At 63.3% G+C, this 24411-nt stretch carries 22 protein-coding genes; 11 read left to right on the top strand and 11 right to left on the bottom strand.

All coding sequences use genetic code 11. The features are described from left to right. Nucleotides 1–22 precede the first annotated feature (22 nt). On the bottom strand, nucleotides 23–1033 hold the full coding sequence (galE, locus tag IEW01_RS01215; RefSeq protein ID WP_188525780.1) for a UDP-glucose 4-epimerase GalE: 1011 nt from the start codon (nucleotides 1031–1033) through the stop codon (nucleotides 23–25). A gap of 187 nt (nucleotides 1034–1220) precedes the next feature. On the opposite strand from galE, the gene IEW01_RS01210 reads away from it, so the two are divergent. Together IEW01_RS01210 and IEW01_RS01205 are read left to right on the top strand one after the other, a co-directional pair. Beyond that, on the top strand, nucleotides 1221–3476 hold the full coding sequence (locus IEW01_RS01210) for an NADP-dependent malic enzyme (protein WP_188525779.1): 2256 nt from the start codon (nucleotides 1221–1223) through the stop codon (nucleotides 3474–3476). Next, nucleotides 3476–4360 carry a ribokinase gene (locus IEW01_RS01205; protein WP_188525778.1) on the top strand — a complete coding sequence of 295 codons (885 nt, stop codon included), beginning with the start codon at nucleotides 3476–3478 and terminating at the stop codon, nucleotides 4358–4360. Before IEW01_RS01210 ends, IEW01_RS01205 begins: the two co-directional genes overlap by 1 nt. 83 nt (nucleotides 4361–4443) lie before the next feature. On the opposite strand, the gene IEW01_RS01200 is transcribed toward IEW01_RS01205, so the two are convergent. Continuing rightward, nucleotides 4444–5667, bottom strand: a complete 1224-nt coding sequence (locus IEW01_RS01200) for an argininosuccinate synthase (protein WP_188525777.1) — start codon at nucleotides 5665–5667, stop codon at nucleotides 4444–4446. A gap of 106 nt (nucleotides 5668–5773) precedes the next feature. On the opposite strand from IEW01_RS01200, the gene ilvA reads away from it, so the two are divergent. Continuing rightward, the gene (gene ilvA / locus IEW01_RS01195) at nucleotides 5774–7021 is read left to right on the top strand and encodes a threonine ammonia-lyase IlvA (RefSeq protein WP_188525776.1); all 1248 of its coding nucleotides are present in this window, start codon (nucleotides 5774–5776) and stop codon (nucleotides 7019–7021) included. On the opposite strand, the gene IEW01_RS01190 is transcribed toward ilvA, so the two are convergent. Next, the gene (locus tag IEW01_RS01190) at nucleotides 7018–7329 is read right to left on the bottom strand and encodes an Hpt domain-containing protein (protein WP_188525775.1); all 312 of its coding nucleotides are present in this window, start codon (nucleotides 7327–7329) and stop codon (nucleotides 7018–7020) included. The two genes, ilvA and IEW01_RS01190, sit on opposite strands and share 4 nt — an antisense overlap. A gap of 126 nt (nucleotides 7330–7455) precedes the next feature. On the opposite strand from IEW01_RS01190, the gene IEW01_RS01185 reads away from it, so the two are divergent. Further along, nucleotides 7456–8775, top strand: a complete 1320-nt coding sequence (locus tag IEW01_RS01185) for a PP2C family protein-serine/threonine phosphatase (protein ID WP_229737996.1) — start codon at nucleotides 7456–7458, stop codon at nucleotides 8773–8775. Here IEW01_RS01185 and IEW01_RS01180 read toward each other — a convergent pair. Continuing rightward, on the bottom strand, nucleotides 8757–9200 hold the full coding sequence (locus tag IEW01_RS01180) for an NUDIX domain-containing protein (RefSeq protein ID WP_188525774.1): 444 nt from the start codon (nucleotides 9198–9200) through the stop codon (nucleotides 8757–8759). The two genes, IEW01_RS01185 and IEW01_RS01180, sit on opposite strands and share 19 nt — an antisense overlap. Before the next feature lie 70 nt (nucleotides 9201–9270). Between IEW01_RS01180 and hslO the strand changes: the two genes are divergently transcribed. From hslO to IEW01_RS01155, 5 genes are all read left to right on the top strand, one after another. Next, on the top strand, nucleotides 9271–10260 hold the full coding sequence (hslO, locus tag IEW01_RS01175) for an Hsp33 family molecular chaperone HslO (protein WP_188525773.1): 990 nt from the start codon (nucleotides 9271–9273) through the stop codon (nucleotides 10258–10260). Next, on the top strand, nucleotides 10247–10843 hold the full coding sequence (locus tag IEW01_RS01170) for a CoA pyrophosphatase (protein WP_188525772.1): 597 nt from the start codon (nucleotides 10247–10249) through the stop codon (nucleotides 10841–10843). The genes hslO and IEW01_RS01170 overlap by 14 nt, the downstream gene beginning before the upstream one ends. Further along, nucleotides 10840–12000, top strand: a complete 1161-nt coding sequence (locus tag IEW01_RS01165) for a CCA tRNA nucleotidyltransferase (protein WP_188525771.1) — start codon at nucleotides 10840–10842, stop codon at nucleotides 11998–12000. Before IEW01_RS01170 ends, IEW01_RS01165 begins: the two co-directional genes overlap by 4 nt. After that, nucleotides 12000–13214: a class I SAM-dependent RNA methyltransferase gene (locus tag IEW01_RS01160; RefSeq protein ID WP_188525770.1), complete on the top strand. Its 1215-nt coding sequence runs from the start codon at nucleotides 12000–12002 to the stop codon at nucleotides 13212–13214. Before IEW01_RS01165 ends, IEW01_RS01160 begins: the two co-directional genes overlap by 1 nt. A 67-nt stretch (nucleotides 13215–13281) precedes the next feature. Then, nucleotides 13282–13776: a L,D-transpeptidase family protein gene (locus tag IEW01_RS01155; protein WP_188525769.1), complete on the top strand. Its 495-nt coding sequence runs from the start codon at nucleotides 13282–13284 to the stop codon at nucleotides 13774–13776. Nucleotides 13777–13785: 9 nt separating this feature from the next. Here the strand turns inward: IEW01_RS01155 and dalA are convergent, their stop codons facing one another. After that, a complete protein-coding gene (gene dalA / locus IEW01_RS01150) occupies nucleotides 13786–14298 on the bottom strand; it encodes a divisome-associated lipoprotein DalA (RefSeq protein ID WP_188525768.1) in 513 nt (170 codons plus the stop codon). A gap of 168 nt (nucleotides 14299–14466) precedes the next feature. Here dalA and IEW01_RS01145 point away from each other — a divergent pair, with 168 nt between their 5' ends. Together IEW01_RS01145 and IEW01_RS01140 are read left to right on the top strand one after the other, a co-directional pair. After that, nucleotides 14467–15078 carry a L,D-transpeptidase gene (locus IEW01_RS01145; RefSeq protein WP_188525767.1) on the top strand — a complete coding sequence of 204 codons (612 nt, stop codon included), beginning with the start codon at nucleotides 14467–14469 and terminating at the stop codon, nucleotides 15076–15078. Between the two features lie 123 nt (nucleotides 15079–15201). Beyond that, on the top strand, nucleotides 15202–15390 hold the full coding sequence (locus tag IEW01_RS01140; protein ID WP_188525766.1) for a hypothetical protein: 189 nt from the start codon (nucleotides 15202–15204) through the stop codon (nucleotides 15388–15390). Nucleotides 15391–15535: 145 nt separating this feature from the next. On the opposite strand, the gene trxA is transcribed toward IEW01_RS01140, so the two are convergent. Genes trxA through tsaE form a run of 6 tightly spaced genes read right to left on the bottom strand, consistent with a single transcriptional unit; the run spans nucleotide 15536 to nucleotide 24387 of the window. Beyond that, nucleotides 15536–15856, bottom strand: a complete 321-nt coding sequence (gene trxA / locus IEW01_RS01135) for a thioredoxin (protein WP_188525765.1) — start codon at nucleotides 15854–15856, stop codon at nucleotides 15536–15538. 35 nt (nucleotides 15857–15891) lie between these two features. After that, on the bottom strand, nucleotides 15892–19269 hold the full coding sequence (gene addA / locus IEW01_RS01130) for a double-strand break repair helicase AddA (protein WP_188525764.1): 3378 nt from the start codon (nucleotides 19267–19269) through the stop codon (nucleotides 15892–15894). Further along, nucleotides 19266–22205, bottom strand: coding sequence for a double-strand break repair protein AddB (gene addB, locus IEW01_RS01125; protein WP_188525763.1), 2940 nt, complete (start codon nucleotides 22203–22205; stop codon nucleotides 19266–19268). Before addB ends, addA begins: the two co-directional genes overlap by 4 nt. Next, nucleotides 22198–22893, bottom strand: coding sequence for a nucleotidyltransferase family protein (locus tag IEW01_RS01120; RefSeq protein WP_188525762.1), 696 nt, complete (start codon nucleotides 22891–22893; stop codon nucleotides 22198–22200). The genes addB and IEW01_RS01120 overlap by 8 nt, the downstream gene beginning before the upstream one ends. Next, entirely contained in the window at nucleotides 22869–23897 is a 1029-nt protein-coding gene (locus IEW01_RS01115) for an aminoglycoside phosphotransferase family protein (protein ID WP_188525761.1), read from the bottom strand. Before IEW01_RS01115 ends, IEW01_RS01120 begins: the two co-directional genes overlap by 25 nt. Then, on the bottom strand, nucleotides 23890–24387 hold the full coding sequence (gene tsaE / locus IEW01_RS01110) for a tRNA (adenosine(37)-N6)-threonylcarbamoyltransferase complex ATPase subunit type 1 TsaE (RefSeq protein WP_188525760.1): 498 nt from the start codon (nucleotides 24385–24387) through the stop codon (nucleotides 23890–23892). The genes IEW01_RS01115 and tsaE overlap by 8 nt, the downstream gene beginning before the upstream one ends. Between the last annotated feature and the right edge of the window lie 24 nt (nucleotides 24388–24411).

Raw genomic sequence — 24411 nt, 5'->3', positions numbered from 1 at the left:
GGCCGATCTTGGCGAAAGCCCCTCAGCTGTTCTTCAGACGCGATACCCAAGACCAACTGGTTGCGCACATATTGTCGAGGTCGCGTTCGGCCCGGAACCCGAGAAGTTCGCGGGCTTTCGAGGGATCGGCGTAGGATGCGGCCACGTCGCCCGCCCGGCGCGGGGCGATGACGTAGGCAAGATCGTGCCCGCACGCCTTTTCGTAGGCCTTCAGCATTTCCAGCACCGAAAACCCGTGGCCGGTGCCAAGATTCACGGTGTGGCTCTCGCCGGTTTCGATCAGCGCGCGTAACGATTGGACGTGGCCGCGGGCAAGGTCGACAACGTGGATGTAATCGCGCACGCCGGTGCCATCGGGTGTGTCGTAATCGTCGCCAAAGACCGAAAGCCGTTCCAACTCGCCCGTCGCCACCTTGGCGATATAGGGCATCAGGTTGTTCGGGATGTCATTCGGGTCTTCGCCGATCAGCCCGGTATCATGCGCGCCGGCGGGGTTGAAATAGCGCAGCGTACCGAACGCCCAGCGCGGGTCCGAGGCCGCAACCTGCTCCAGCGTCTGCTCGCAGACCAGCTTGGTGAAGCCGTAGGTGTTGGTGTAGCTGCGCGGCGCGCCTTCGGGGATCGGCAGCGTTTCGGGCTCTCCGTAGACGGTGGCGGAGGACGAAAACACAAGGCGGTAGGCACCGTGGCGCTTCATCGCGGCAAGAAGCGTAAGCAGGCCGGAGACGTTCGTATGGATGTATTCGATGGGCTTCTCGGCGCTTTCGCCCACGGCCTTCAACGCGGCGAAATGGATCGCGGCCGTGATGTTGTGCTCGGTGAACACGCGGTCCAAGACGACGGAATCGAGAACATCGCCGGTATAGACGGTGACAGGCGCACCGGTGATAACTTCCAGGCGGTCGATCACATCGGGGCTTGAATTGGAGAAATTGTCGAGGATCACCACGTCGAAACCTGCGGCGACAAGCTCGACGTAGGTGTGAGAGCCGATGTAGCCGGCCCCGCCGGTGAGAAGGATCTTGTCAGTCAAGGAACAGCCTCCGGTTTGTGCCGCAACCTATCGGGCTATACAGCGGGAATCACCCGCTAAATCTGTCTTTTCGAGCAAACATTTCCGCCCGAGAGCGGCGTGACCGATGCGGAATCTGCGTAATTCAGTTGAGAGGCCCCGGCGCGGCGGCTATCAGGGGCGCCATACCCAGCCGGAAAGAATTGTTATGTCCCGTTCCAAGATCACTCCCGAAGAGGCGCTGTCCTATCATCTCGAGCCGACGCCAGGAAAGTTCGAGATCACCGCTTCGGTGCCGATGACGACGCAGCGCGACCTGAGCCTTGCCTATTCGCCGGGCGTGGCCGTGCCCTGCGAGGCGATCCACGAGAACCCCGAAACCGCCTACGATTACACCAACAAGGGCAACCTCGTGGCCGTCGTGTCGAACGGAACGGCGGTTCTGGGCCTCGGGAACCTTGGCGCTCTGGCCTCGAAGCCGGTGATGGAGGGCAAGGCGGTGCTGTTCAAGCGCTTCGCCGACGTGAACGCCATCGACATCGAGCTTGATAGCGAAGACGTCGACGACATCGTCAAGGCGGTGAGCCTGATGGAGCCGACGTTCGGCGGCATCAACCTTGAAGATATCAAGGCGCCTGAGTGCTTCATGATCGAGCAGCGGCTCAAGGAAATGATGGATATTCCCGTCTTCCATGACGATCAGCACGGCACCGCGGTGATCACGGCGGCGGGGCTCATCAACGCGCTGGAGCTTTCCGGCAAGAAGATCGAAGACGTCAGGATCGTGCTCAACGGCGCAGGCGCGGCTGGGATCGCCTGCATCGAGTTGATCAAGGCGATGGGCGGGCGGCACGAGAACTGCGTTGTTTGCGATACCAAGGGCGTGATCTACCAGGGCCGCACCGACGGCATGAACCAATGGAAGTCGGCACACGCGGTGAAGACCGATCTGCGCACGCTCGAGGAAGCGATGGAAGGGGCCGACGTGTTTCTCGGCGTCTCGGTGAAAGGCGCGGTGACGCTGGACATGGTGAAATCAATGGCGCCGAACCCGGTGATCTTCGCCATGGCCAACCCCGACCCCGAGATCACGCCGGAGGAGGCACACGAAGTCCGGCCCGATGCGATCGTGGCCACCGGCCGGTCGGACTACCCGAACCAGGTCAACAACGTGCTCGGGTTTCCCTACCTTTTCCGCGGCGCGCTCGATATCCACGCCCGCGCGATCAACGACGAGATGAAAATCGCCTGCGCCGAGGCGCTGGCCCGGCTCGCCCGTGAAGATGTTCCCGATGAAGTGGCGATGGCCTACGGCAAGAAGCTCACTTTCGGGCGCGATTACATCATCCCCACGCCCTTCGACCCGCGGCTGATCTACACCATCCCCCCTGCAGTGGCGAAGGCCGGGTCCGACAGCGGCGTTGCCCGCCGCCCGATCATCGACATGGAGCGCTACGTCAATACTCTGAAGGCGCGGATGGATCCGACGGCGTCGATCCTGCGGTCTCTGAACGCCCGCGCTCGCCAAGCTCAGGCAACGATGATCTTTGCCGAGGGCGACGATCCGCACGTGCTGCGCGCCGCCGTCGCCTACCAGCGCAACGGCTTCGGCAAGGCACTGGTGGTTGGCCGCGAGTCGGACGTGAAACAGAAACTCGAAACGGTCGGACTTGGCGATGCGGCGGCGGAGCTGGAAATCGTCAATGCCGCCAATACCGAGCATCTCTCCACCTACAAATCGTTCCTCTACGAGCGTTTGCAGCGTCAGGGGTTTGACCGGCACGACATTCATCGTCTCGCCGCACGTGATCGGCACGTCTTTTCCTCTCTGATGCTTGCGCATGGCCATGGCGACGGATTGGTGACGGGCGCCACGCGCAAGGCCGCGCACGTGATGAGCCTTATCAACCACGTGTTCGATGCAGAGGCCGAGGATGGCGCGGTGGGGATCACCGCGATCCTTCACAAGGGCCGTATCGTACTCGTCGCCGATACGCTGGTGCATGAGTGGCCCGACGAGGAAGATCTCGCCAACATCGCCGAGCGCGCCGCCGACGTGGCGCGAAGCCTCGGGTTGGAACCGCGCGTGGCCTTCGTGAGTTTTTCGACCTTCGGCTACCCGATCTCGGAACGTGCGCAGAAAATGCATATCGCGCCGGAGATCCTCGACAAGCGCGGAGTCGATTTCGAATACGAGGGGGAGATGACCGTCGACGTCGCCTTGAACATGAGCGTCATGGAAAACTACCCCTTCTGTCGCCTGACCGGACCGGCGAATATCCTCGTGATGCCGGCACGGCATTCGGCGTCGATCTCGGTGAAGATGATGCAGGAGCTGGCGGGGGCGACGGTGATCGGGCCGATCCTGGCCGGCGTTGAAAAGCCGATCCAGATCTGCTCGACCAGTTCCACCGCGAACGACATTCTCAACATGGCGATTCTCGCGGCCAGCAAGGTGGGCTGATGGCCGTATGGAACCTCGGCTCGATCAACGAGGACCGGTTCTACCGGGTGCCTCGGCTGCCCGGACCGGGGGAAACCCTCACCGCGACGCGGTTTTCCGTCGGGCTCGGTGGCAAGGGGGCGAACCAGTCGGTTGCCGTGGCGAAGGCTGGATCGACGGCGAGGCACATCGGACGGATTGGCCCGGAAGGTGCATGGGCGCGAGATAGTCTGAAGGCGCTGGGCGTCGATGTGGGGTTCGTGATCCAGGGTGAGGTGCCCACCGGGCATGCCAACGTGCATGTCGATAATGCCGGTGAAAACATGATCGTCATCTATCCTGGCGCAAACCGCGCGTTCGAGCTGCCGCAGATCGAAACAGCCTTGGCGAAGGCGCGGCCCGGAGATTTTCTCCTGCTCCAGAACGAAACCAACCTCACGCGGGAAGCAGCGCAAAAAGCCAAGGAAAAGGGTCTGTTTGTCGTCTATTCCGCTGCGCCTTTCGAGGCTGGTCCGGCCAGGGCAATGCTGCCTTTTGTCGATATTCTGGCGCTCAACGAGATCGAGGCTGGGCAGCTCTCTGCCGACGTCGGCGTTGCCGTCGATGAATTGCCGGTTGCGCGGCTGCTGGTGACCCGGGGCGCAGCCGGCGCGGTCCTGCATGATCATGCAGCCGGCAAGGTTCACACCGTTGCGGCGTTTCCGGTCGATCCGCTGGATACGACCGGTGCGGGCGATTGCTTTGTCGGCTATGTCGTCGCGGGGCTCGACCAGGGTCTGTCGCCGGTGGATGCCCTGCGCCTCGGTGCGGCGGCCGCGGCGCTTCAGGTTACGCGTCCCGGCACATCCGAAGCGATTCCCGACAGGGCTGAGGTTACCGCGTTTCTCGACGGGATAGACAATTGACCGCCACCCTGGGTCAGCAGCGGCGCTTCGCGCGGAAACGCCGCCTCATAGGAAAAAGGCCCGCGATCAGGGGGCGCGGGTGATCACTTCACCCGTCTGCGCCGCATGCCCAGAAGCCGCAGGCGCAGCGCGTTGAGCTTGATGAAGCCGGCGGCGTCCTTCTGATCGTAGGCACCGGCATCGTCTTCGAAGGTGACGTGCTCTTCGGAGTAGAGCGAGTAATCCGACCAGCGCCCGACGGTTTGCGCGAGGCCCTTGTAGAGCTTGACCCGCACGGTGCCGGTGACGAATTCCTGGCTCTTGTCGATCGCGGCCTGAAGCATCTCGCGCTCGGGGCTGAACCAGAAACCGTTGTAGATCAGTTCCGCGTAACGCGGCATGAGCTCGTCTTTCAGGTGCATCGCGCCCCGGTCCATCGTGATCGATTCGATGCCGCGGTGTGCTTCGAGCAGAACCGTGCCGCCGGGAGTTTCATAGATACCGCGCGATTTCATGCCCACGAAGCGGCCTTCGACGAGATCGAGCCGCCCGACGCCATGCTTGCCGCCAAGCTCGTTGAGCTTTGTCAGCACTTCGGCCGGGCTCATAGCCTGCCCGTTGATCGAGACGGCATCGCCCTTTTCAAACCCGATCTCGACGTATTCCGGTTCGTTCGGCGCGTCTTCGGGGTGAACCGTGCGTTGATAAACGTAGTCGGGCGCCTCGATGGCGGGATCTTCGAGCACCTTGCCCTCGGAGGAGGTGTGCAGAAGGTTGGCGTCCACCGAAAACGGCGCTTCGCCGCGTTTGTCCTTGGCGATCGGGATCTGGTGTTGCTCGGCGAAGTCGATCAGCCTGGTGCGGCTGGTCAGGTTCCACTCACGCCAAGGCGCAATCACCTTGATATCGGGGTTCAGCGCATAGGCCGAAAGCTCGAAGCGCACCTGATCGTTGCCCTTGCCCGTCGCGCCGTGAGCAACGGCGTCGGCACCGGTGGCCTCCGCGATCTCGATCAGGCGCTTGGAAATCAGCGGGCGGGCGATGGAGGTGCCGAGCAGGTAGAGCCCCTCGTAAACCGCGTTGGCGCGAAACATCGGGAAGACGAAATCGCGCACGAATTCTTCGCGCAAGTCTTCGATGTAGATGTTCTCGGGCTTGATCCCGAGCAGTTCCGCCTTTTTTCGTGCAGGATCGAGTTCCTCGCCCTGGCCGAGATCGGCGGTGAAGGTCACCACCTCGCAGCCGTATTCGGTTTGCAGCCATTTCAGGATGATCGAGGTGTCGAGGCCGCCGGAATAGGCGAGGACGACTTTCTTCGGCGCGGACATGAGAAACTCCGTCTATGTGTTGTCCGCGGCGGTTTATCGGCTGGCGGGCGGGGCGGCAAGGGCGATCGGGGTTGCGCGAAAGGCCCGGATCGGCAGTATCGCGGGCATGACAGGTTTTTCAGACAAGGCGCTCATCGCCGAACGCAAGATGCGGGAGCTGTTCCCGCCCACGCCGCTGCAGCGCAACGATCATCTGTCGGCCCGCTTTGGCGCCGACGTCTGGCTCAAGCGGGAAGACCTGAGCCCCGTGCGCAGCTACAAGATCCGCGGTGCGTTCAACGCGATGCGCAAAGTGTTTGCGACCAATCCGGAGCAGCAGCTTTTTATCTGCGCCAGTGCCGGCAACCACGCCCAGGGCGTGGCCTTTGCAGCCCGGCATTTCGGCGCGCGGGCCGTGATCTTCATGCCGGTGACGACACCCCAACAGAAGATCGACAAGACTCGCATTTTCGGCAAGGATAGTGTCGAAATCCGGCTGATCGGCGACTATTTCGACGACACGCTCTCAGCGGCGCAGGCCTATTGCGCAGAAGCGGGCGGCCACTTTCTGGCGCCGTTCAACGATGTTGACGTGATCGAGGGGCAGGCCAGCGTTGCCGTCGAGATGATGGACCAGCTTGGCAAGGCCCCTGACATTGTGATCGTGCCGGTCGGCGGCGGCGGGCTTGCTGCGGGGATGCGCCGCTTTCTTGCCGAGACGGCACCCGAAACCGCGCTGCGCTATGTCGAGCCCGCCGGCGGCGCGAGCCTGACGGCGGCCCTGGCGGTTGGTCATCCGATCTCGCTGTCGAAGATCGACACATTTGTCGACGGTGCCGCCGTTGCGCGGGTTGGCGATCTGACCTTCGAGGCGCTCGTGGATCTGCCGATGACGGATGTGCTCACCGCGCCCGAAGACCGGATCTGCGTCACCATCCTCGAGATGCTGAACACCGAAGGCATCGTGCTGGAACCTGCCGGCGCGCTGTCGGTCGATGCGTTGGGCGATCTGGCGGATGATATCGGGGGAAAAACGGTGGTTTGTGTCACATCGGGGGGGAATTTCGATTTCGAACGGCTTCCCGAGGTCAAGGAACGCGCGCAGCGGTTTTCGGGGCTGAAGAAATACTTCCTGCTGCGCCTGCCGCAGAGGCCGGGTGCCTTGCGCGACTTCCTCGAAATGCTTGGGCCGGAGGATGATATCGCCCGGTTCGAGTATCTCAAGAAATCGGCGCGCAACTTCGGGACCGTGTTGATCGGCATCGAAACCAAGTCGCCGGAAAACTTCCCGCGCCTGTTTGCGCGGCTCGATGAAACGGGCTTTACCTACACCGATGTGACCAACGACGACGTGATCGGCGAGTTCATTCTCTAGACCGCGCGAAAGGCCTTTTTCGAGTCGGCATAGCACCGGAAAATCGGGGTCAAGTCGACGCGATCGGCCAAGCCTGACGCAGACATGCGCTCACCGCTTTGGCACAGGCTGGCCAGCTGCGTGAACCCGAGGTTCAGCGCCGACGATTTCAGGAAGTGAAGATCCGCCTCGTATGTTGCCGGAGTCGGGTTCTGACGCAGGCGGTGGATCACGTCCTCGACCTCGGTCATGAACAGATCGGCCACCTCGGCAAGGTCTTCCTCGCCGATCTCTTCCTTGAGCTCCTGAACGCGTTCCCAGTCGATCATCGCAGTCTCCGGTTTGCGAGCATCGTGAGATGGATTTGTTTGATGAAGGGTTAGTCCGAAAAGAAAAGAGTAGAGAATTTTCGGATTAACCTGGAATTAGGAGTGCAAGGTCTTACTCGGCGACGGTTGATTCTGCGCGGGCAAAGCCAGGTTAGTGTGTCGGTATCATTTTTACATTCTGTTTCGGTGGAAGACGACCGGCGAGACTGTGCCATCCGGCGTGTGCTGGTCGTTGACGACTCGCGCGCTCAGCGCCGGGTGCTGTCGGCCTCGCTTTCGAGGCAGGGCTTCGACGTGATCGAGGCCGGGTCCGGACAGGATGCGCTCGACTGCCTGACTGCCGAGCCGGTTGATCTGATCCTGTCCGACTGGATGATGCCGGGGATGGACGGGCTGGAACTTTGCGCCCACGTTCGCGCCCTACCTCTGGAAAACTACGTGTATTTCATCCTTCTCACCTCGAAAAACGAGAAGGGTGCTGTCGCCCATGGGCTTGAGCAGGGGGCCGACGACTTCCTCAACAAACCGTTCAATTCGGTCGAACTCAGAGCGCGAATCAAGGCCGGCGCCCGCATCCTGAAGATGGAGCGCGAGCTGTCGGACAAGAACCGCCTGATCACATCGACGCTCAATGAGATCAGCGCGCTCTACGACGCCGTTGATCGCGATCTCGTCGAGGCGCGGAAGATGCAGCAATCTCTCGTGCGCGAGCGTTACCGGGATTTCCGCGAAGCCGAGATCTCGTTGCTGCTCAAGCCTTCCGGTCATGTCGGCGGCGATCTCGTCGGGTTCTTCTGTGCCGGCGAAGGCAGGGTCGCGGTCTACTCGATGGATGTGTCCGGTCATGGCATAGCCTCCGCCCTGATGACGGCCCGGCTCGCCGGGTATCTCTCCGATGGCGCGCCCGAGCAGAATATCGCGCTCGAACGTGGTGAAGACGGGCGATATCACGCCCGCCCGCCCGCCGAAGTGGCGCGGCTTCTCAATGCGCTGATGCTCGACGAAATGAAGTCCGACCTCTATTTCACCATCGTCTTCGGCTATCTGGATCTCGCGTCCGGCCGGGTTGATATCGTGCAATGCGGCCATCCGAACCCGGCCCTGTTCCGGGCAGACGGCACGGTTGAATATGACGGAGTCGGCGGATTACCGATCGGTCTTTTCGAAGACGCGGCCTATGCGCAGTGGAGCTTGAACCTGATGCCGGGCGATCGGTTGCTGTTCTATTCCGACGGCTTCACGGAATGCACCGGCGCATCCGGGGAAATGCTGGAGGAAGATGGTTTTGCCCGCCTGATCAGGAAAAATGCCGACTTGACGGCCAATGCCTTTTTCGAAGCCCTGGTCTGGGATCTTGATACATTCCACACTGGCAAGGATTTTGCCGACGATCTCTCCTGCGCCATGATCGAATATCGCGGAACCGGTCAGAACCGGCTGAAATAGTCACGCAGGAAGGCGCGATCGCCGTCATTCCCGATGATCTCGATCGCCACCGGCGCGGGGGCCCAGAGCGCGGAATGGCCGGGTTCGGTGGGGGGCATGATCCGGCGAACCGGGCGGGCGAGGTAGACGTGGCAGAGCTTTTCCGCCCAGATGTCGTATTCGGGCATGAAGGTGAACCGCCGGAATGCCCCGAGCCGTCGTGGCGCGGCGATACGCCATCCGGTTTCCTCGAACACTTCCCGGTGCAGCGCGGCCAGCGAGCTTTCGCCAGCGTCTATCCCGCCGCCCGGAAGCTGGAACTCGGGCACGGGCCGGGCCTGGTGGGTGAGCAAGACGTCGTTGCCGAGCGGGAGAATTGCGTATACCCCCGCCCGCAGCGTGTATTTCTTGTCGTGTCGAACTGGATCGCCGTGTCGCCGGATCATGGTTTCGCTTCGGTTGCCCAGACCCATTAGACGAGGTATGCGAGCCTGAACGCAACGCGGAATCTGAAAAATGAGCCTTGGATCCAAGATCGCCTGGGACGATACCGTCCTCCCCTTTCAGCTGGACAAGAGCGATATCCGCGGCCGCGCGGTGCGGCTGGATGGTGTGCTCGACGAGATCCTCTCGAAGCATGATTATCCACCCGCGATCGAGCGGTTGGTTGCCGAGGCGGCCATTCTGACCGCCTTGATCGGCCCGGCGATCAAGCTGCGCTGGAAGCTCTCGCTCCAGATCAGGGGTGACGGCCCGGCCCGGCTTGTTGCAACGGACTATTTCGCGCCCGAAGCCGAGGGCGCCCCGGGCCGCATCCGGGCCTATGCAAGCTATGATGCCGAGCGTCTCGAAATGGCGGAAGACCCGTTTCCGCAGATCGGACGCGGGTATTTCGCCATCCTGATCGACCAGGGCAAGGGCACGACGCCCTACTCCGGCCTCACGCCGATCGGCGGGCAATCTCTCGCCGATTGTGCGCAAACCTATTTCGCCCAGTCGGAACAGCTGCCGACCCGCTTTGCCCTGACCTTCGCAAAAGAGGCCGGCGGCTGGCGCGCGGGTGGCGTGATGCTTCAGAAGATGCCGGGAATTCCCCCACGGTCGGGCGAAGATGGCGGCACCGGCGAGGGAGGCCTGCTCGCGGCGCGGGATCTGCTTGCCGACAAGGACGAGCTTCAAGACTGGTCGCGCGCCAATATCCTGCTTGAAACCATTCGCGAAGACGAGTTGATCGGCCCGGCGATTCAGCCGCCGCAGATGCTCGTCCGCTTGTTCCACGAAGATGGTCCGCGCGTTTTCGATCCGCAGCCGCTCCAGTTCGGCTGCACGTGTTCGCGGGATCGGGTGCATGAAAGCCTTTCGATCTATTCGCGAAAAGACATCGAGTCGATGACGTTGGACCGGGGTGTCGTGACGGCCGATTGCCAGTTTTGCGGGGCACATTACGAGCTGGATCCCGACGAGCTCGGTTTCGAGGCCGGGGAGCGCAAGGTTGACCGCCGCTGAGACGATTGCCCGCTTGCGGGCGGCTGTCGGTGCGGGCGCGCCTTCCTCGGACTATGACCTGAACCCGGATCTTCGCCCCGGGAACCGCACCTTGCGGCCCGCCGCTGTTCTGATTGCGTTTTCTCCGGCGCCGAGAGGGATGGATCTGATCCTGACAAAACGCGCATCGGGGCTGAAGCATCATCCCGGCCAGATCGCGTTTCCCGGCGGCAAGGTTGACCCGACCGATCACGACGTTGTCGCGGCCGCGCTTCGTGAGGCCGAGGAAGAGATCGCGCTGGATCGGCGCGCGGTGGACGTGCTCGGCACAATGACGCCGCACGAAACCGTCACCGGATTCAGCGTCACCCCGATTCTGGGCGTGGTCCGGCAGCCGTTCACACCGATCGCGGAGGTGGGCGAGGTGGACGAGATCTTCACCGTGCCCTTCGATCACATCGCGAATCGTGCCAATTTCTTCGTGGAATCACGCTATTTCCGGGGGGTTCAACGCCGTTTTCTCGTGGTGCCCTACGGACCCTATTACATTTGGGGCGCAACCGCCTGGATGCTACGAACATTGGCGGAAAGGCTTGGGCCATGACGCAGCGAATCACCGATGACTGGCTCTCGGGCGCTGGGCCCCAGGCCGTGTGCGCCATGCTCACGACGGCGGGGTATCAGGCTTGGTTCGTTGGCGGGTGTGTTCGAAACGCGCTTCTGGGTGCCGATATCACCGATATCGACATCACGACCGATGCAACGCCCGATCAGATCACCGGCCTTGCCCGCAACTCGGGGTTTCACCCGGTGCCGACGGGGTTTGATCACGGCACGGTGACGGTGGTGGTGGCCGGGCACCCCTTCGAAGTCACGACTTTCCGCCGCGATATCGCCACCGATGGGCGGCGCGCGGTTGTTGCCTATGCCGGTTCCATCGAGGAAGACGCGCACCGGCGCGATTTCACCATGAACGCGCTTTATGCCGCGCCCGACGGCGTGATCGCAGACCCGATCGGAGGACTCCCCGATCTTCAGGCGCGGCGGGTTCGGTTCATCGACGACGCCCACGCCCGCATTCGCGAAGATTACCTGCGCATCCTGCGCTTTTTCCGATTCCACGCCTGGTATGGTGATCCGAACCATGGGCTTGATGCCGAGGCTCTGGCCGCGATTTCCGTAAATTCAGCCGGATTAGAGACACTTTCGCGCGAGAGAGTTGGGAGCGAGATGAAAAAGCTCCTGTCCGCGCCCGATCCGGCGCCCGCCGTGGCCGCGATGGCCCAAGCGGGTGTTTTGATCCACGTTCTTCCCGGTGCCGACTGCACCGCGCTGCCCGTTCTGGTGCATCACGAACAGGCCCTGGGCGTGGCGCCGAACCCGATCCGGCGGCTTGCCTGCCTCGGTGGCGAAGATCACATGGAGCGCCTAAGGCTGTCGAAAGCCGATTCCCGGCGTCTTGATCGGCTTCTGGATCATCGGGGAACCTTGGCGGGGGCGGAAGAACTGGCCTACCGGATTGGCCCAGAAGAAGCCCGCAACGTGGTTCTTCTCACCTCGGCGATGTTCGAAACGCTGCCGCCCGGAGATCTGGAGGCCCGGCTTGAAAGGGGGGCTGGTGCCGTTTTCCCCGTCGCCCCGAAAGATCTCATGCCCGAGTTCGAGGGCGTGGCGCTCGGCGAGAGGTTGCGTGACCTTGAAAACAGGTGGATCGCCTCAGGCTTTTCCCTATCTCGTGAAGAACTTCTGGAACGCGGCTGATGCAGGTGACGATCGAAAGGCTGGGTCATCGGGGAGACGGCGTCGCGCCCGGTCCGGTGTTCGTGCCGCGGGCCCTACCCGGTGAGATCATAGAAGGCACGGAGGTGGACGGGCGAATCGACAACCCCAAGATCGTTTCGCCTTCCCCCGATCGCGTGCGGCCGCCTTGCGTGCATTACAAGGCCTGCGGCGGATGTGCGCTCCAACACGCATCGGATGAATTCGTGGCGGGTTGGAAGGCGGATGTGGTCAGCACGGCGTTGTCTGCGCGCGGGATCGAGACAAAAATCGCTGGAATAGAGACATCTCCACCCTTCTCCCGCCGCCGCGCGGTGCTGTCGGCGCGGCGCACGAAAGCGGGCCCGCTTATCGGCTTTCACGCGCCGAAGTCTGACGCGATCAGCCGCATTCCCGAATGCCGGCTGCTCCACCCCGGCTTGATGAACGCGATGCCTGCGCTGGAATCGCTGGTCGACGCCGGGGGATCGCGGAAAGGCACGTTACGCATCGCGATCGCGCTCTCGCAAACCGGGCCGGATGTTTCGGTGACAGGGGGAAAGCCGCTTGATCCGATACTTGCCTCCGATCTTGCCCGGATCGCGGACGAGGCCGGGATTGCGCGGTTGATCTGGGATGGCGAGCCCGTCGCACTGGTGGCTGCCCCGGTGCAGGCATTCGGAAAAGCGCGGGTGGTTCCGCCGCCCGGGGCCTTTCTCCAGGCCACGGTCGAGGGGGAGGCGGCGCTCCTGCGCGAGGTGTGCCGCGCCGTCTTGCCAGGGCAGCGCGTGCTCGATCTGTTCGCGGGCTGCGGCACGTTTTCGCTGCCGCTCGCCGAGCAGGCGGAGGTTCATGCCGTCGAGGGCGAAGCGGCGATGCTCGCGGCGCTGGATGCCGGGTGGCGCGAGGCTCCGGGGCTCAAACGGGTGACGACCGAATCGCGCGACCTGTTTCGACGCCCACTTCTGGCCGACGAACTGAATCGTTTTGACGCGATCGTGATCGACCCGCCGCGGGCCGGGGCCGAGGCCCAGATGAACGAGATCGGAAAATCGGGCGTTGCCAGGGTGGCGTCCGTCTCCTGCAACCCCGTCACCTTTGCACGTGATTCGCAGATCCTGCTCGCTGCCGGGTTCCGGCTCGACCGCTTGGTGGTGGTAGACCAGTTCCGCTGGTCGACGCATGTCGAGATCGTGGCCGGGTTCTCGCGCGGATGAAGGCGCTTCCTCGAGAGGGGAATCTCCTGTAATAGCGCGCTATCCAATTGGCGAAAGGTGGTCCCGGATGCGTGCGTTGTTGAAGGCGGTGATGCTCATTGGCCTTCTCGGTCTGGCCTCCTGCTCGAAGTTCAGAACCTATGACGGCCCGGAGGTCACGCGTATCCTCGTCTTCAAGGACGCGCGCACGATGTATCTGATGAATGGAGAATCGGTGCTTGAGAGCTATGCGATCGACCTCGGTTTCGCCCCCAGCGGGCAAAAGGAACGTGAAGGCGACGGAAAAACCCCAGAGGGCAGCTACATCATCGACCGCAAGAACCCCAACAGCGAGTTCCACCTTTCGCTCGGAATCTCTTATCCCGAGGTTCATGAACGGCTCGCGGCGAAGGAAGCGGGGCAGAACCCTGGCGGCGATATTTTCATCCACGGCGGCCCCTCGGATCGTCGTCTGAGAGGCAAACCAGACTGGACGGCCGGCTGCATCGCCGTCACCGACCGGCAGATCGAAGATATCTACGCCATGGTCAACATCGGCACCCCGATCGAGATACGCCCGTAACGAGGCGGATCAGGACCCCATGAGGAGGGTCCACCAGACCTTGCCGTTTGCATCCTGATACCACGCGAAACCCATGTTGCGCGCGCGCTTGTCGAGGATGATGTCGCGCGTATCCTTTTGCTGCATCCAGGCGGCAAGGGTTTCCAGCTCGGTCTCGAAGGTTTCCGAGATCGTCTCGCCGAGCATCTGTCCCGGGTAGCCGGCGCGCGCCACCCGGTCGATCGGCGAAGATCCGTCGGAGCCAAAATGCCAGGGCCGGTTCTGGATGCTCATGTCTCGCGAATGGGTGGCCGCGGCAGCGGTGAGCTGCGGATTGAGCTGCACCGGTGCCGAACCGGCGGCAGCGCGCAGTTCATTGACCGAATCGACCATGCGGTAGGTGATCTTGTTCGTCTCCGACGACGGGATCTGCCGGGCCACCGGCATCGGCTTGCCATCAGGGCCCATTCGCACGGGTGCCGGGCTCTCACAGGCCGACAAGACCAGGACGAGGCCGAGCATAACTGGAATAGCGCGTTTCATAGTGTTCACCAGAATCCCAAAAGGAACTTGTATTCTGCCAAGCGCCCGAAAAACATCAACCGCCAGTCATTGGCAAAAACCGGCGACTTGACGCCGGTTTGATTTGCGACCGCAGAGCCACGGACGTATATATCGCGCCGCGGTGCCAAGCAATCGAGGATTGGACACATGGACATTTCGGGCAAGAAGTCGATCGATCGTCGCTACTTTCTGAAGACAACGGCGGCCGCCGTCGGCGGCCTCGCGGCAGCGCCCGTGCTGGCTCAGAATACCGATGCCGGTTCCACCGAAATGGAGCGGGATATCTCGGAGGTGGTGCGCCGCAACATCTCGAGTTTCCGCTCGCTTGATTGGCGGCCCTACTTCTCGAACCTGCGCAAGGGGGCCATCCTCGTCGATACCACCTCGCGCGCTCTGCATTACTGGTCGGAAGACCAGACGATCTACAAGCTCTACCCGACCTCGGTGCCGATGTCGGAGGAGCTGACGCGCCGGGGGCGGACAAGCGTTGTGCGCAAGGTCGAAGGGCCGGATTGGCGGCCAACGCCATCGATGCTGAAGCGCAACCCGGAATGGCCAACCTATATCCCGCCGGGGCCCGACAACCCGCTTGGAACCCATGCGCTCTACCTCAGCTGGACCTATTACCGGATCCATGGAACGCACGACACCCGCAAGATCGGGCGCCGCTCTTCCAACGGCTGCATCGGCCTATATAATGAGCATATTCAAGAGCTTTTCGCGCTCGCGAGCGTCGGGACGCAGGTGTTGCTAATCTGACACCACAATCATGTTTTGGACGAATCCAGTTGCAAAAATCCCGTGGTTCGGTTTTCTAGGCTCACGAGGTACAGAACTACCCTTGTTCCGGCGTTCGCGTCGGAAGGACAATTGGAGATTGAGATGAAAAAAGTCATGCTTGCCGCGGCTGCTGCCGCTCTCGCCGTCACCGCCGCTCACGCCGGCACCCTCGCCGACCCGATCGTCGAGCCCGCCGTCGTTGTCGAGACCACGACTTCGTCGTCGTCGGCCGGCATCATCGTGCCGCTGCTCTTCCTGGCGGCCGTTGGCGCTGCGATCTGGCTCCTCTGAGCTGGAAGCAAAGTTTTCGGGTCACCAGACCCGGGAGTAAGCTCCGCCTCCGGCGGGGCTTATTTTTTGCCGGTCCGAAAGAACCAGGCCAAAGAAAAACGCCCGCGCCAAGCGGCACGGGCGTTTTCCTCGTCTTGAGTGTGGCTCAGATGACTTCGTTGATCCAGCTGTCGAGCGCGGCTTTGGGGGCGGCGCCGACCTTGTGCGAAACAACCTGACCGTCCTTGAACATGAACAGCGTCGGGATACCGCGCACGCCCATCATCGCGGGCGAAGAGGGGTTTTCGTCAACGTTGACCTTGGCAACCTTGATCTTGCCTTCGTACTGGGTTGCCAGCTCTTCGAGAGCGGGGCCGATCATCTTGCACGGGCCGCACCATTCGGCCCAAAAGTCGACAACGACGGGAATATCGCTCTTGAGAACTTCCTGTTCGAACGTGTCGTCGGTCACAGCGTAGGTGGTCATCAGGGGACTCCTTGAAAAAACGGGTTGAGGTGAACCTATGAACGGGGCCGCGATCCGTCAAGTCGGCCAAAAGCGCGCAGCGCCAGCCCTTCGGGAAGCAGCATCAGCTGTGCGGTGCGGGTCCAGAGCAATGCAGACGCAATCGCGCGGCCGGGATAGATCGCCGCGAGCGCAGCCTCATAGGCCCCCATCTGCCGCAACAGGCCCTCCGGAATGTCTTCGACCTGTTCGGGCACGATACGGTTGGTCTTGAAATCAACGGCAAGAACGCGATCGGGGCCAATGATCAGACGGTCGATCACCCCGTGGACCCTTTCAGCCTCTGCACGCGAAACCGGTGCCGAGATTTCCACCTCGGCCAGCGCGTTTGCACCGAAAAGCGGCTTCAGATCGGGCGCGTCGAGAACCGCGCGCACTTCTTCCAGCAAGAAGGCCGCTTCTTCTGGCGTTGCCGCGTCCTCGCCGAAGGCAAGAAGCTCACGCGCCACGTCCCCCCATGACGCGCGATCGTAAGCCGGGAGAAACTCCAGCAGCCGGTGAACCTGCCGGCCGTGGCGCAGCGCGGCTTCCTGCATGTCCTCGTCGATCTGCTCTGAGCCGATGACCTTTGCACCCCCAAGCTCGGATGGGCGCAGCGCGGCGGGAGGCGGTGCCGGAAGTGTTGCGTGGGTGTGGAGCCAATCCGGTGACCAGGGTCGAGGCTGGCCGACGGTCGGCTCCTCCTCGGTTGCCCCTGCGCCCCAATCCCCGATCTCGTATCGCAGCCCGGACCCAAGGGCAAAATCCTCCGCCACCGCTCCTGCGCATCTCATGCCCGCCTCGGCGATCCGATACCAGCTCTCGGCGCTGTCAGCCGCACCCACGTCGCCCGCCCCTGCAATGACGAGCCAGCTTTCTGCCCGCGTCATGGCCACGTACAGAAGGCGCATGCTTTCCTCTTCGTCGCGGGATTTGGCCTCGTTCACCGCTTCGCGGATCACCTGCGGTGCGTCGTTGTCGCCCAGCCGCCAACACACGCCGCTGGCGGTTTCGATCAGCCGATCCCGGTTCGGCGCCCGGCGTTTCGCGGTTTCTGGCAGGATCACAACCGGGGCTTCGAGCCCCTTGGCGCCGTGAACGGTCATGACCCGGATCTGGTCGCCGGCGCTGTCGAGTTGCCGTTTTATCTCGACGTCATCGCTTGCCAGCCAAGTCAGGAAACCGGTGAGGCTCGGCACCTCGACCCGCTCATAGGCAAGTGCCTGCACCAGAAGGGCGTCGATCCCGTCTTCGGCTTCGGCGCCAAGCCGTGCCACCAGCCGCTGGCGCCCGTCATGGCGTGTGAGGATGCGATCGATCAAATCATAGGGTCTGAGATAGTCGGCCTGGCCCCGCAGATCGTTGAGGATTTCGATGGTTTCACCGTGCGCTTCCCCGCTCCCGCGAAGCTGGTTCCACAAGAACCGGCCGCCACGCCCATGGGCTAGCCGAAACAGGTCATCCTCGGTCAACCCAAAGAGCGGTGACCGAAGCGCGGCCGCGAGGGACAGGTCATCTTCGGGCGTGGCAAGAAAAGCGAGAACGGCGGTCAGATCCTTCACCGCAAGCTCACCCCCGATGCGCAAGCGATCGGCGCCTGCTATGGGGAGGCCCCGGGCCTTGCAGGCGCGGATGATCTGGTGAAACAGTTCCGATCGCCGCCTTACCAGAACCATCACATCACCGGCGCGAATGGCGCGCATACCGCCGTCTTTTGCAGGAATAGACCCTGATTCAAGCATGTCTGAGATAGCGTCGGCCACGGCGTTCGCGAGTACGACCGCAGGCGCGTCGGGCGCGGGCACATCCACGGGATGATTCCAGGGCGGGTCCGCTTCGCTGTCCTGCCCTTCCACCACCGGCCAGAGATCAACTCGGCCGGGGCGGTCCAGATCCAGCGTGCGATGCTTGATCTCGCGCCCCAATCCGGGCGCGGCTTCCAGCGTGTGGTCGACCATGCTGAGAATCGCCCAGGACGACCGGAACGAGTATTCCAGCTCCATGCCGCGCACCTCGGCGCCGACCTGCCGGAAGGCGCCCTCGAACTGTTCCTGCATGCGGGTGAAGCCCGTGGGGTCCGCACCTTGGAACGAATAGATCGATTGCTTCAGGTCACCGACCACGAACAGCGTGCGCGGTTTTTCGGATCTTGCGCTCTCGCCGGCCGTGAATTCCCGCGCCAGGCTTTCGATCACGCGCCATTGCGCCGGCGAGGTATCCTGCGCTTCGTCCACGAGGATATGGTCAATGCCGCCGTCGAGCCGGTAGAGCACCCATGCCGCGAGGCCGGGATGGTTCAAGAGGCGACCGGCGCGGGTGATGAGGTCATCGAAATCAAGCCAGCCACGCGCCTGCTTGCTTGCCTCGTAGCGGGTGAGAAAGGGATGAGCGAAGGCGTGCAGCGCCTTGGTTTTGCGCGCCGAACCGAGGGCCACCCGAAGTTCCCTGCTGGCCTCGACGCGGTGCATGAGCGCGTCCAGCCGCGGCATCAGATGCGCCGCCGCTTTCTGCGTGGCCTTGGTTGGAACAGAGCCTATCTTTGCAGAAAATGGCTCTTTTGCCCCGGCCCCGGTCAGAAAGACGCCTTCGAGAACCTCCAAATCCCGCACCGAAGGCGAGGCAATGTTGACGGCTGCGAGCTTCTCCGCGTTCTTCTTGTCCGTCGACGTTCCAGCAAGGAAGAATGGTAGAATGTCCGCGATCAGCTGGCCATCGCCGGGCGCAAACACCGAGTCGAAGAGCGCTGCCTCATCGAACCCTTTCGGAAGGTTGAACCAGCGCCAGATCTCCGCTTCGTCCGTTTCGGTCTCAAAAGCCGCGCGGCGGTTGAGGATCTCGTTGGCCAGGCGGGTGAAATCGGCATCGGTGACGTGCGCCGCCAGGGCTCCGATCAGGTTTTGCTCCGGCCCGGACGCCATCTCGTCGAGCGCTTCGGCCTGCAGCTGCCGAGCGGTGCGGTCGTCCATCTCGGCGAATTGCGGCGAGACGCCGGCCTCCAGTGGAAACCGGCGCAGGATCGAGGCGCAAAACGAATGGATCGTCTGGATCTTGAGGCCGCCCGGCGTTTCGATCGCGCCGGCGAACAACCGTCGGGCCTTGGCCAGATCACTCGCATCTTCAACGCCGAGTTCGCGCAACTCCTCGCGCAACGCGTCATCGGGCTTCATCGACCAGCCGCCGAGCCGCGCAAAAAGCCGGTTCTGCATCTCGCTGGCCGCGGCCTTGGTGTAGGTGAGGCACAGGATGTTTTGCGGGGATACGCCCGAAAGAAGCAACCGCGCGACACGATCGGTGAGCACCCGCGTCTTGCCGGACCCGGCATTCGCCTTCAGCCATGTATTGGCCAGGGGATCGGCGGCTTCGATCTGGCGCAAGGTTGCGTCGTTCGGGGTCATGGGCCGACCTTCTCGGGTTCGGGCGCATCGGTGTGGTCCCACTCGCCAAAGCGCGAGAGGTGATCGTAATCCCCGGGGAAGCCCCGGGTTTCCACCAGCCGGCGCGCGGTGTAGCCCTGCGCGCGTTGCTGGTAGGCCGCGATGAGTTCCGCCAGCTCTTCGCGCACCTTGCCGATCATTTCGGCGCTCATGTCGACAACCCGAAACTCCGGCTTTGCGCCCAAACCGATGTAGGCAACCTGAGCCACGCGCGCCTTCTCGAGCCCGTCGAAGGCACCGGCTTCGGCCATGACGGCTTCCAGGGAAAGTTGCTTTTCGTGGGTCTCAAGCTGTTTTTTGGACGGAATAGAGCCTGTTTTGTAATCGTAGATATAGAGCGCTCCGCTATCGTCACGGTCGATCCGGTCGGCTGTTCCGGTCAGGGTAAAGCCGAGCGTTTCCAGCGGCAGCGCGCCCCGCACTTCCGTTTTCACCGGGCTGGCGCGGGATTGCCGGTCTGCCTCGCCGGAAAGGAACGCATCCGCCACCCGCCCGAATTTCGCCAGCCAAAGCACCCGGGCCGCCGGCCATGGCGCCTCGGCTTCGAGCACCTCGCGGGCGAGGTTCATAAGCCGGGCGTGCCCCTCGCCGGGCGCCTCCCCCGACGGCGTTTCTTCGATGAACCGCTGCATCACCTTGTGAAGGATGGTGCCGCGAAGCGGCGCATCGGCGGATCGGTTGAGCGGCCCGAGCGGGCGGAGATCGAGGATCTTCTCGGCATAGATCGCGTAAGGGTCGCGCACGAGGCGGCTCACGCGGGTTACCGAAAGGCTCTTGGGCCGCGCCTCGACAGGGGGGCGTGGCGCAGGGCGAGGTGCTGGCCCAACAGGATCGGTGTCATCGAGGGTTTCTGCCAGCCGAAGCCATTTGTTGCCCTTTGCGCGCATGTCCTCCAGCGCCCTCGCCGCTTCCGGCGACATCCCCTGCATCAGGTTTGTCAGCCGGTTGATCCAGCGAGATGGCACGGTGGGGCTTTCGGCGTCGCGAACCGACCGCGTGAGAACCACGTTCTTCGCGGCAATGGCTTGCTGGAAGTCATGCGCCGAAAGACCGATGCGCCGTTCGGGCAGGAGAAGCCCCGCGTCGAACCGCATCTTCCGGTTCATCCATGGGTCGGGTGTCGGGGTTTCGGGCCAGGTGCCTTCGTTCAACCCAGCAAGGATAGCGAGATCAACACCCTGAACCCGGGCCTCCAGCGTGCCCCAGATACGGATGCGGGGATGCGGTTGCACCGGGTCGCGCACCTCGCCCCGGTTCAGAACCGATGTGAAGAGATCGCGAAAGTCGCCCGGGCCCATGCTGCCGCCGCACGGCGCCTCGCGAACGAGTTCGTCAATGATCTTGCGCGCTTCGCGGCCGGCCGGCTTCTCCCACAGCTCCCCAGCTCCAGCGAGGCCGGGACCAGCGGCGAGAAGCTGCACAGCGTCAATCGCGCCGGCAACGTGATCGGTGAGCGGCTGGAAGCCGGAGCGTGCCAGCTTGCCGAGCACGAGGCCGACCCATTCCGCCCAGGTCTTTCGATCCTCGCGCCGTTTCGCCCAGGCCGCGATCGCGTCCGGCGTGGGATAGGGCATGTCTTCACGCAGGGCTTCAAGCTCGAGGTCTCGGGTATGGCGCAGGTGCTCGCCCCGCTCTCCGCTGCCGGTGTTGGTCAGCGGGTGTTTGAGGAGCGCAAGCAGGTCGGGCCCATTGATCCGCTGCCCGGCCAGTTCGGCCACCTGGCGCAGCAATCGTCCGGGGGCCGTCAACGGCAGGGGATGACCGGCCGAGTCATCGGGCTCTATCCGCCACCGATCCAGCGCCGCGGTGACCTGCCGCGAAAGGTTTCGGTCCGGCGTGATCAGCGCGGCCTCGATCCCGCGCTCCGCCGCGTCGCGGAGGATGAGTGCGATGGCGCTGGCCTCTAGCCTTAGAGATGGCGCCTCGATGAACGAAACCGCCTCTACAGCAGTCTCTATTTCGGCAAAAAGTGGTGCTTCTGCTTGCCATTGGTCGGTCACCGGAGCAGGCCGCAGCGCGAGCGAAACGAGCCGGTTGCGCGCAGCGGCGGGGGCGACGGCCTCGGTCCAGCGCCGGACATCCTGAGGACGCAGATCAAGCCCGTCGATAAGCTTTGAAAACCGGAATTGCGGGTGATCTTCCGACGCCAGCGCATCCTGAAGCGCGGCCCAGCCGGAATCGGGCATATCGAAATCGAAACCCGGCAGGATCACCGCGCCTTGCGGCAGGCGTGCGACCGCACGCAGCAGCAACTGGGTTGCACCGCGCGACCCGGTCGAGCCTGCAACGATCACCGGATCGGCGGGCGGAGCCTGCTCCCAGATCCGCGCCAGCCGTTCGATCACGCGCCGTTGCCGGGCCTCGAGATCGGGCGGCTCTTCGCTGCTTTCTCCGAAAAAGCGTTCAACCACGTTGATGAACGTCAGGCTGCGCTGCCAATGCCCTGACAGATCCGAGACATCGAGCTGCCGGATCGTCTCGGGCGTGACGCCTTCACCCTGCATCTCGTCCATCAGCGAGGCGAGACTGTCGGCGAGATCGTAGATCGCAGCGCGTGGAGCGAGATCGGGTTGCGAATCGAGCAGGCGGGCCACGAGATCGGCCAGTTCGAGCCGTCGGCGCAGCGGTGACACGGCTGGCGGCAGATCGGCGAAGGCGCTGTCCTGGCCAAGATCGGTCACCAGCCGGATGCGGGGCAGAAGAACGCCCGGTCCTTCGTCGAAAAGCTCGACAAGCCTGCGCTGCATCCGCCGCGTATTGACGAAAAGGGTCACCCGGGCGAGGGCTTCGGGCGGGCGATCCACGAAACGGTGGCGCAAACCTTCAACCACGGCTCGAGGAAAGTCGACGCCCGGCGGCAGGGCAAAAAGGCGAGGCGCCGCGCCTGGCTCAAACATCGGCACCTCCGGCCAGCATCGCTTCCGCGGCCGCGAGCCCCTCGGGATCGCCGACGTCGCACCACCCGCCGCGGTGCTCGGTTCCGAACAACCGACCATCGGAAAGCATCCGGTCCCACAGGCGGTTGAGCGAAAACACGTCTTCGGAGATGGCGGCCAACCCTTCTGTCTTGATGATCTGGGCCCCAGAATAGACGAGCCCGGGACCACGCGCCAACCTTCCCTCGGTCCCAAGGATGAAATCACCCGAACCCGCATGGCCCCGCGCATTTCGCCTCGGCACCAGGAGCAGGAGCGCGTCCATGCGTTCCGGATCCCACCGGGCCCGAAGCTGGGAGAGGGGGTTCTCCCCGGTCCAGACCGAATCCGAGTTCAGCGTGAACACAGGGTTTTCACCGAGAAGCGGCAGGGCGTGGCGCAGCCCGCCGCCGGTTTCCAGCACCCGTTCACGCTCGTCGGAAACCGTCACGCGGCGCGGCCCGAGGTGCTGCACCAGTTGGTCGGCGAGGTGGTGAACATTGGCTACAATCGTCTCTATTCCGGCGGAATCCGCGATTTCAAGGGCGTGATCCACGAGCGGCTTGCCGGCGACTTCGACGAGCGGCTTCGGCCGGGTTGTGGAAAGGGGCCTCATCCGCGTGCCAAGACCCGCGGCGAAGATCATCAAAGCCTCGGGATGGTGCCGCATTTTGCTTTCAGCTCCGCCAGGATCTGTGGGTTGGGGTGGGGCAGGTCATCGCAGATGCGCTTGCGAAGCGGTTCGAGGGCCGGATGGGCGAGGTCTTCCATCAGGATCGCCCATGTGCGCGGGATCAGATCAACGTATTGAGGCTTTCCGAAATGCATCGAAAGCCGGGCGAAAACGCCAAGAATTCGCAGGTTTCGCTGCACCGACATGAGCGCTGCGGCCTGGCGAAAGGCGTCGACGTCCTGTCTCGTCGCCGAGCAATAATGCCGGATCATGCGTTCTTGCGTCTCGACCTGAACATCGCGGCGGACATCGCGGGCAAGCGAGACGAGATCGTAGGCGGGGTGGCCGATCCCGGCGTCCTGGAAGTCGATGAGTCCAACCCGCGCCACGCCCTTGCGTTCGGGCAGCCAGAACAGGTTTTCCGCGTGATAGTCGCGCAGCACCAGAACCGGTTTCCATGGCTTCAAGTTCTGGAAGGCCTCGCCGAGCGTGGCCAGCATGGCGGCCTTCGCAGCTTCGTTGCGCCGGCCCGTCGCGCCATATCCGTACCAATCGTGGGCCAGGCCGGCGAGGGGGATCATTGTTGCCGGGCCGTAATCCGCCGCCGCCGGCGGGGGCGCCTCATGTAGCCGGAGCAACACGTCGGTTGCGGCGAGGTAGAGTTCTGTTTCCAGGTCCGGCACCTCTTCGAGCACGTGTGCGAACAGATCGTCGCCAAGGTCTTCCAGCAGAGCCAGCCCTTCGCGTTCATCCGCGTGAAGAACACGGGGCGAGGACAGGCCAAGGCTCTTCAGATACCGGGCAATCGCGATGAACGGCCGGATGTTTTCGCCTTTTTCGGGGGAAGCATCCATGAGCACGGCCTGCCCATCATCGGGGCCTTGCGAAAGCCTTTCGTAGCGGCGGTTCGAGGCATCGCCGGCGAGGTTGGCGCGGCGCGCATCTTGCCACCCGGCACCGGCGAGGAAGCCGCGAATATGCGTCTCGCGTTGCTCAGTCATTGCGGAATTCGTCAAGGATAGAGCCTAATCTGCCGCGCCAAGGGCTGGTTTCGTCCAGCGCCAGCCAACGCGTGTCCTCATCCTCGCCTTGGGTGAAGCTCAGGGTCAGGGCGTTCTCGGGGGCCAGGTCGCCCAGGCGATCGGGCCACTCGACAAGACAGATCGCGGTGTCGAATGCGTCGGTAAGGCCGAGTTCCTCGATCTCGTCGGGGTGGGTGAGGCGGTAGAGATCGGCGTGCCAGATCTCGACCTTCCCGGTGTCATAGGTCTGCACCAGGGTGAAGGTGGGCGAAGGCACATCTTCGAGGGGGGCGCCGTCGGCTGCGAGGCGCGCCTGGATCAACGACCGGGCGAAGTGCGTCTTGCCGCTTCCGATCGGCCCATCGAGCAGGATGGTGTCACCGGGCTTCAGCCGGAGGGCGAGCGCGGCCCCGAAGCGGGCCGTGGCCTCTGGCGAGGTGAGTGCGAAACGGAGGGGCGAAACGGTCATGCGTTCGTTGTAACGCAGGCCCCG

The sequence above is a fragment of the Sinisalibacter lacisalsi genome (genome assembly GCF_014640115.1).
Taxonomy (GTDB): domain Bacteria; phylum Pseudomonadota; class Alphaproteobacteria; order Rhodobacterales; family Rhodobacteraceae; genus Sinisalibacter; species Sinisalibacter lacisalsi.
Note: the sequence above shows the minus strand (reverse complement) of the source record. Positions and strands in the feature narration are given on the sequence as shown.

Bases quoted from the DNA above. Each gene is read 5' to 3' on its own strand.
- IEW01_RS01210 (WP_188525779.1), top strand. From the start codon at position 1,221: ATGTCCCGTTCCAAGATCACTCCCGAAGAGGCGCTGTCCTATCATCTC.
- IEW01_RS01205 (WP_188525778.1), top strand. From the start codon at position 3,476: ATGGCCGTATGGAACCTCGGCTCGATCAACGAGGACCGGTTCTACCGG.
- IEW01_RS01200 (WP_188525777.1), bottom strand. From the start codon at position 5,667: ATGTCCGCGCCGAAGAAAGTCGTCCTCGCCTATTCCGGCGGCCTCGAC.
- ilvA (WP_188525776.1), top strand. From the start codon at position 5,774: ATGACAGGTTTTTCAGACAAGGCGCTCATCGCCGAACGCAAGATGCGG.
- IEW01_RS01190 (WP_188525775.1), bottom strand. From the start codon at position 7,329: ATGATCGACTGGGAACGCGTTCAGGAGCTCAAGGAAGAGATCGGCGAG.
- IEW01_RS01180 (WP_188525774.1), bottom strand. From the start codon at position 9,200: ATGATCCGGCGACACGGCGATCCAGTTCGACACGACAAGAAATACACG.
- hslO (WP_188525773.1), top strand. From the start codon at position 9,271: ATGAGCCTTGGATCCAAGATCGCCTGGGACGATACCGTCCTCCCCTTT.
- IEW01_RS01165 (WP_188525771.1), top strand. From the start codon at position 10,840: ATGACGCAGCGAATCACCGATGACTGGCTCTCGGGCGCTGGGCCCCAG.
- IEW01_RS01160 (WP_188525770.1), top strand. From the start codon at position 12,000: ATGCAGGTGACGATCGAAAGGCTGGGTCATCGGGGAGACGGCGTCGCG.
- IEW01_RS01155 (WP_188525769.1), top strand. From the start codon at position 13,282: ATGCGTGCGTTGTTGAAGGCGGTGATGCTCATTGGCCTTCTCGGTCTG.
- dalA (WP_188525768.1), bottom strand. From the start codon at position 14,298: ATGAAACGCGCTATTCCAGTTATGCTCGGCCTCGTCCTGGTCTTGTCG.
- IEW01_RS01145 (WP_188525767.1), top strand. From the start codon at position 14,467: ATGGACATTTCGGGCAAGAAGTCGATCGATCGTCGCTACTTTCTGAAG.
- IEW01_RS01140 (WP_188525766.1), top strand. From the start codon at position 15,202: ATGAAAAAAGTCATGCTTGCCGCGGCTGCTGCCGCTCTCGCCGTCACC.
- trxA (WP_188525765.1), bottom strand. From the start codon at position 15,856: ATGACCACCTACGCTGTGACCGACGACACGTTCGAACAGGAAGTTCTC.
- addA (WP_188525764.1), bottom strand. From the start codon at position 19,269: ATGACCCCGAACGACGCAACCTTGCGCCAGATCGAAGCCGCCGATCCC.
- addB (WP_188525763.1), bottom strand. From the start codon at position 22,205: ATGTTTGAGCCAGGCGCGGCGCCTCGCCTTTTTGCCCTGCCGCCGGGC.
- IEW01_RS01120 (WP_188525762.1), bottom strand. From the start codon at position 22,893: ATGCGGCACCATCCCGAGGCTTTGATGATCTTCGCCGCGGGTCTTGGC.
- IEW01_RS01115 (WP_188525761.1), bottom strand. From the start codon at position 23,897: ATGACTGAGCAACGCGAGACGCATATTCGCGGCTTCCTCGCCGGTGCC.
- tsaE (WP_188525760.1), bottom strand. From the start codon at position 24,387: ATGACCGTTTCGCCCCTCCGTTTCGCACTCACCTCGCCAGAGGCCACG.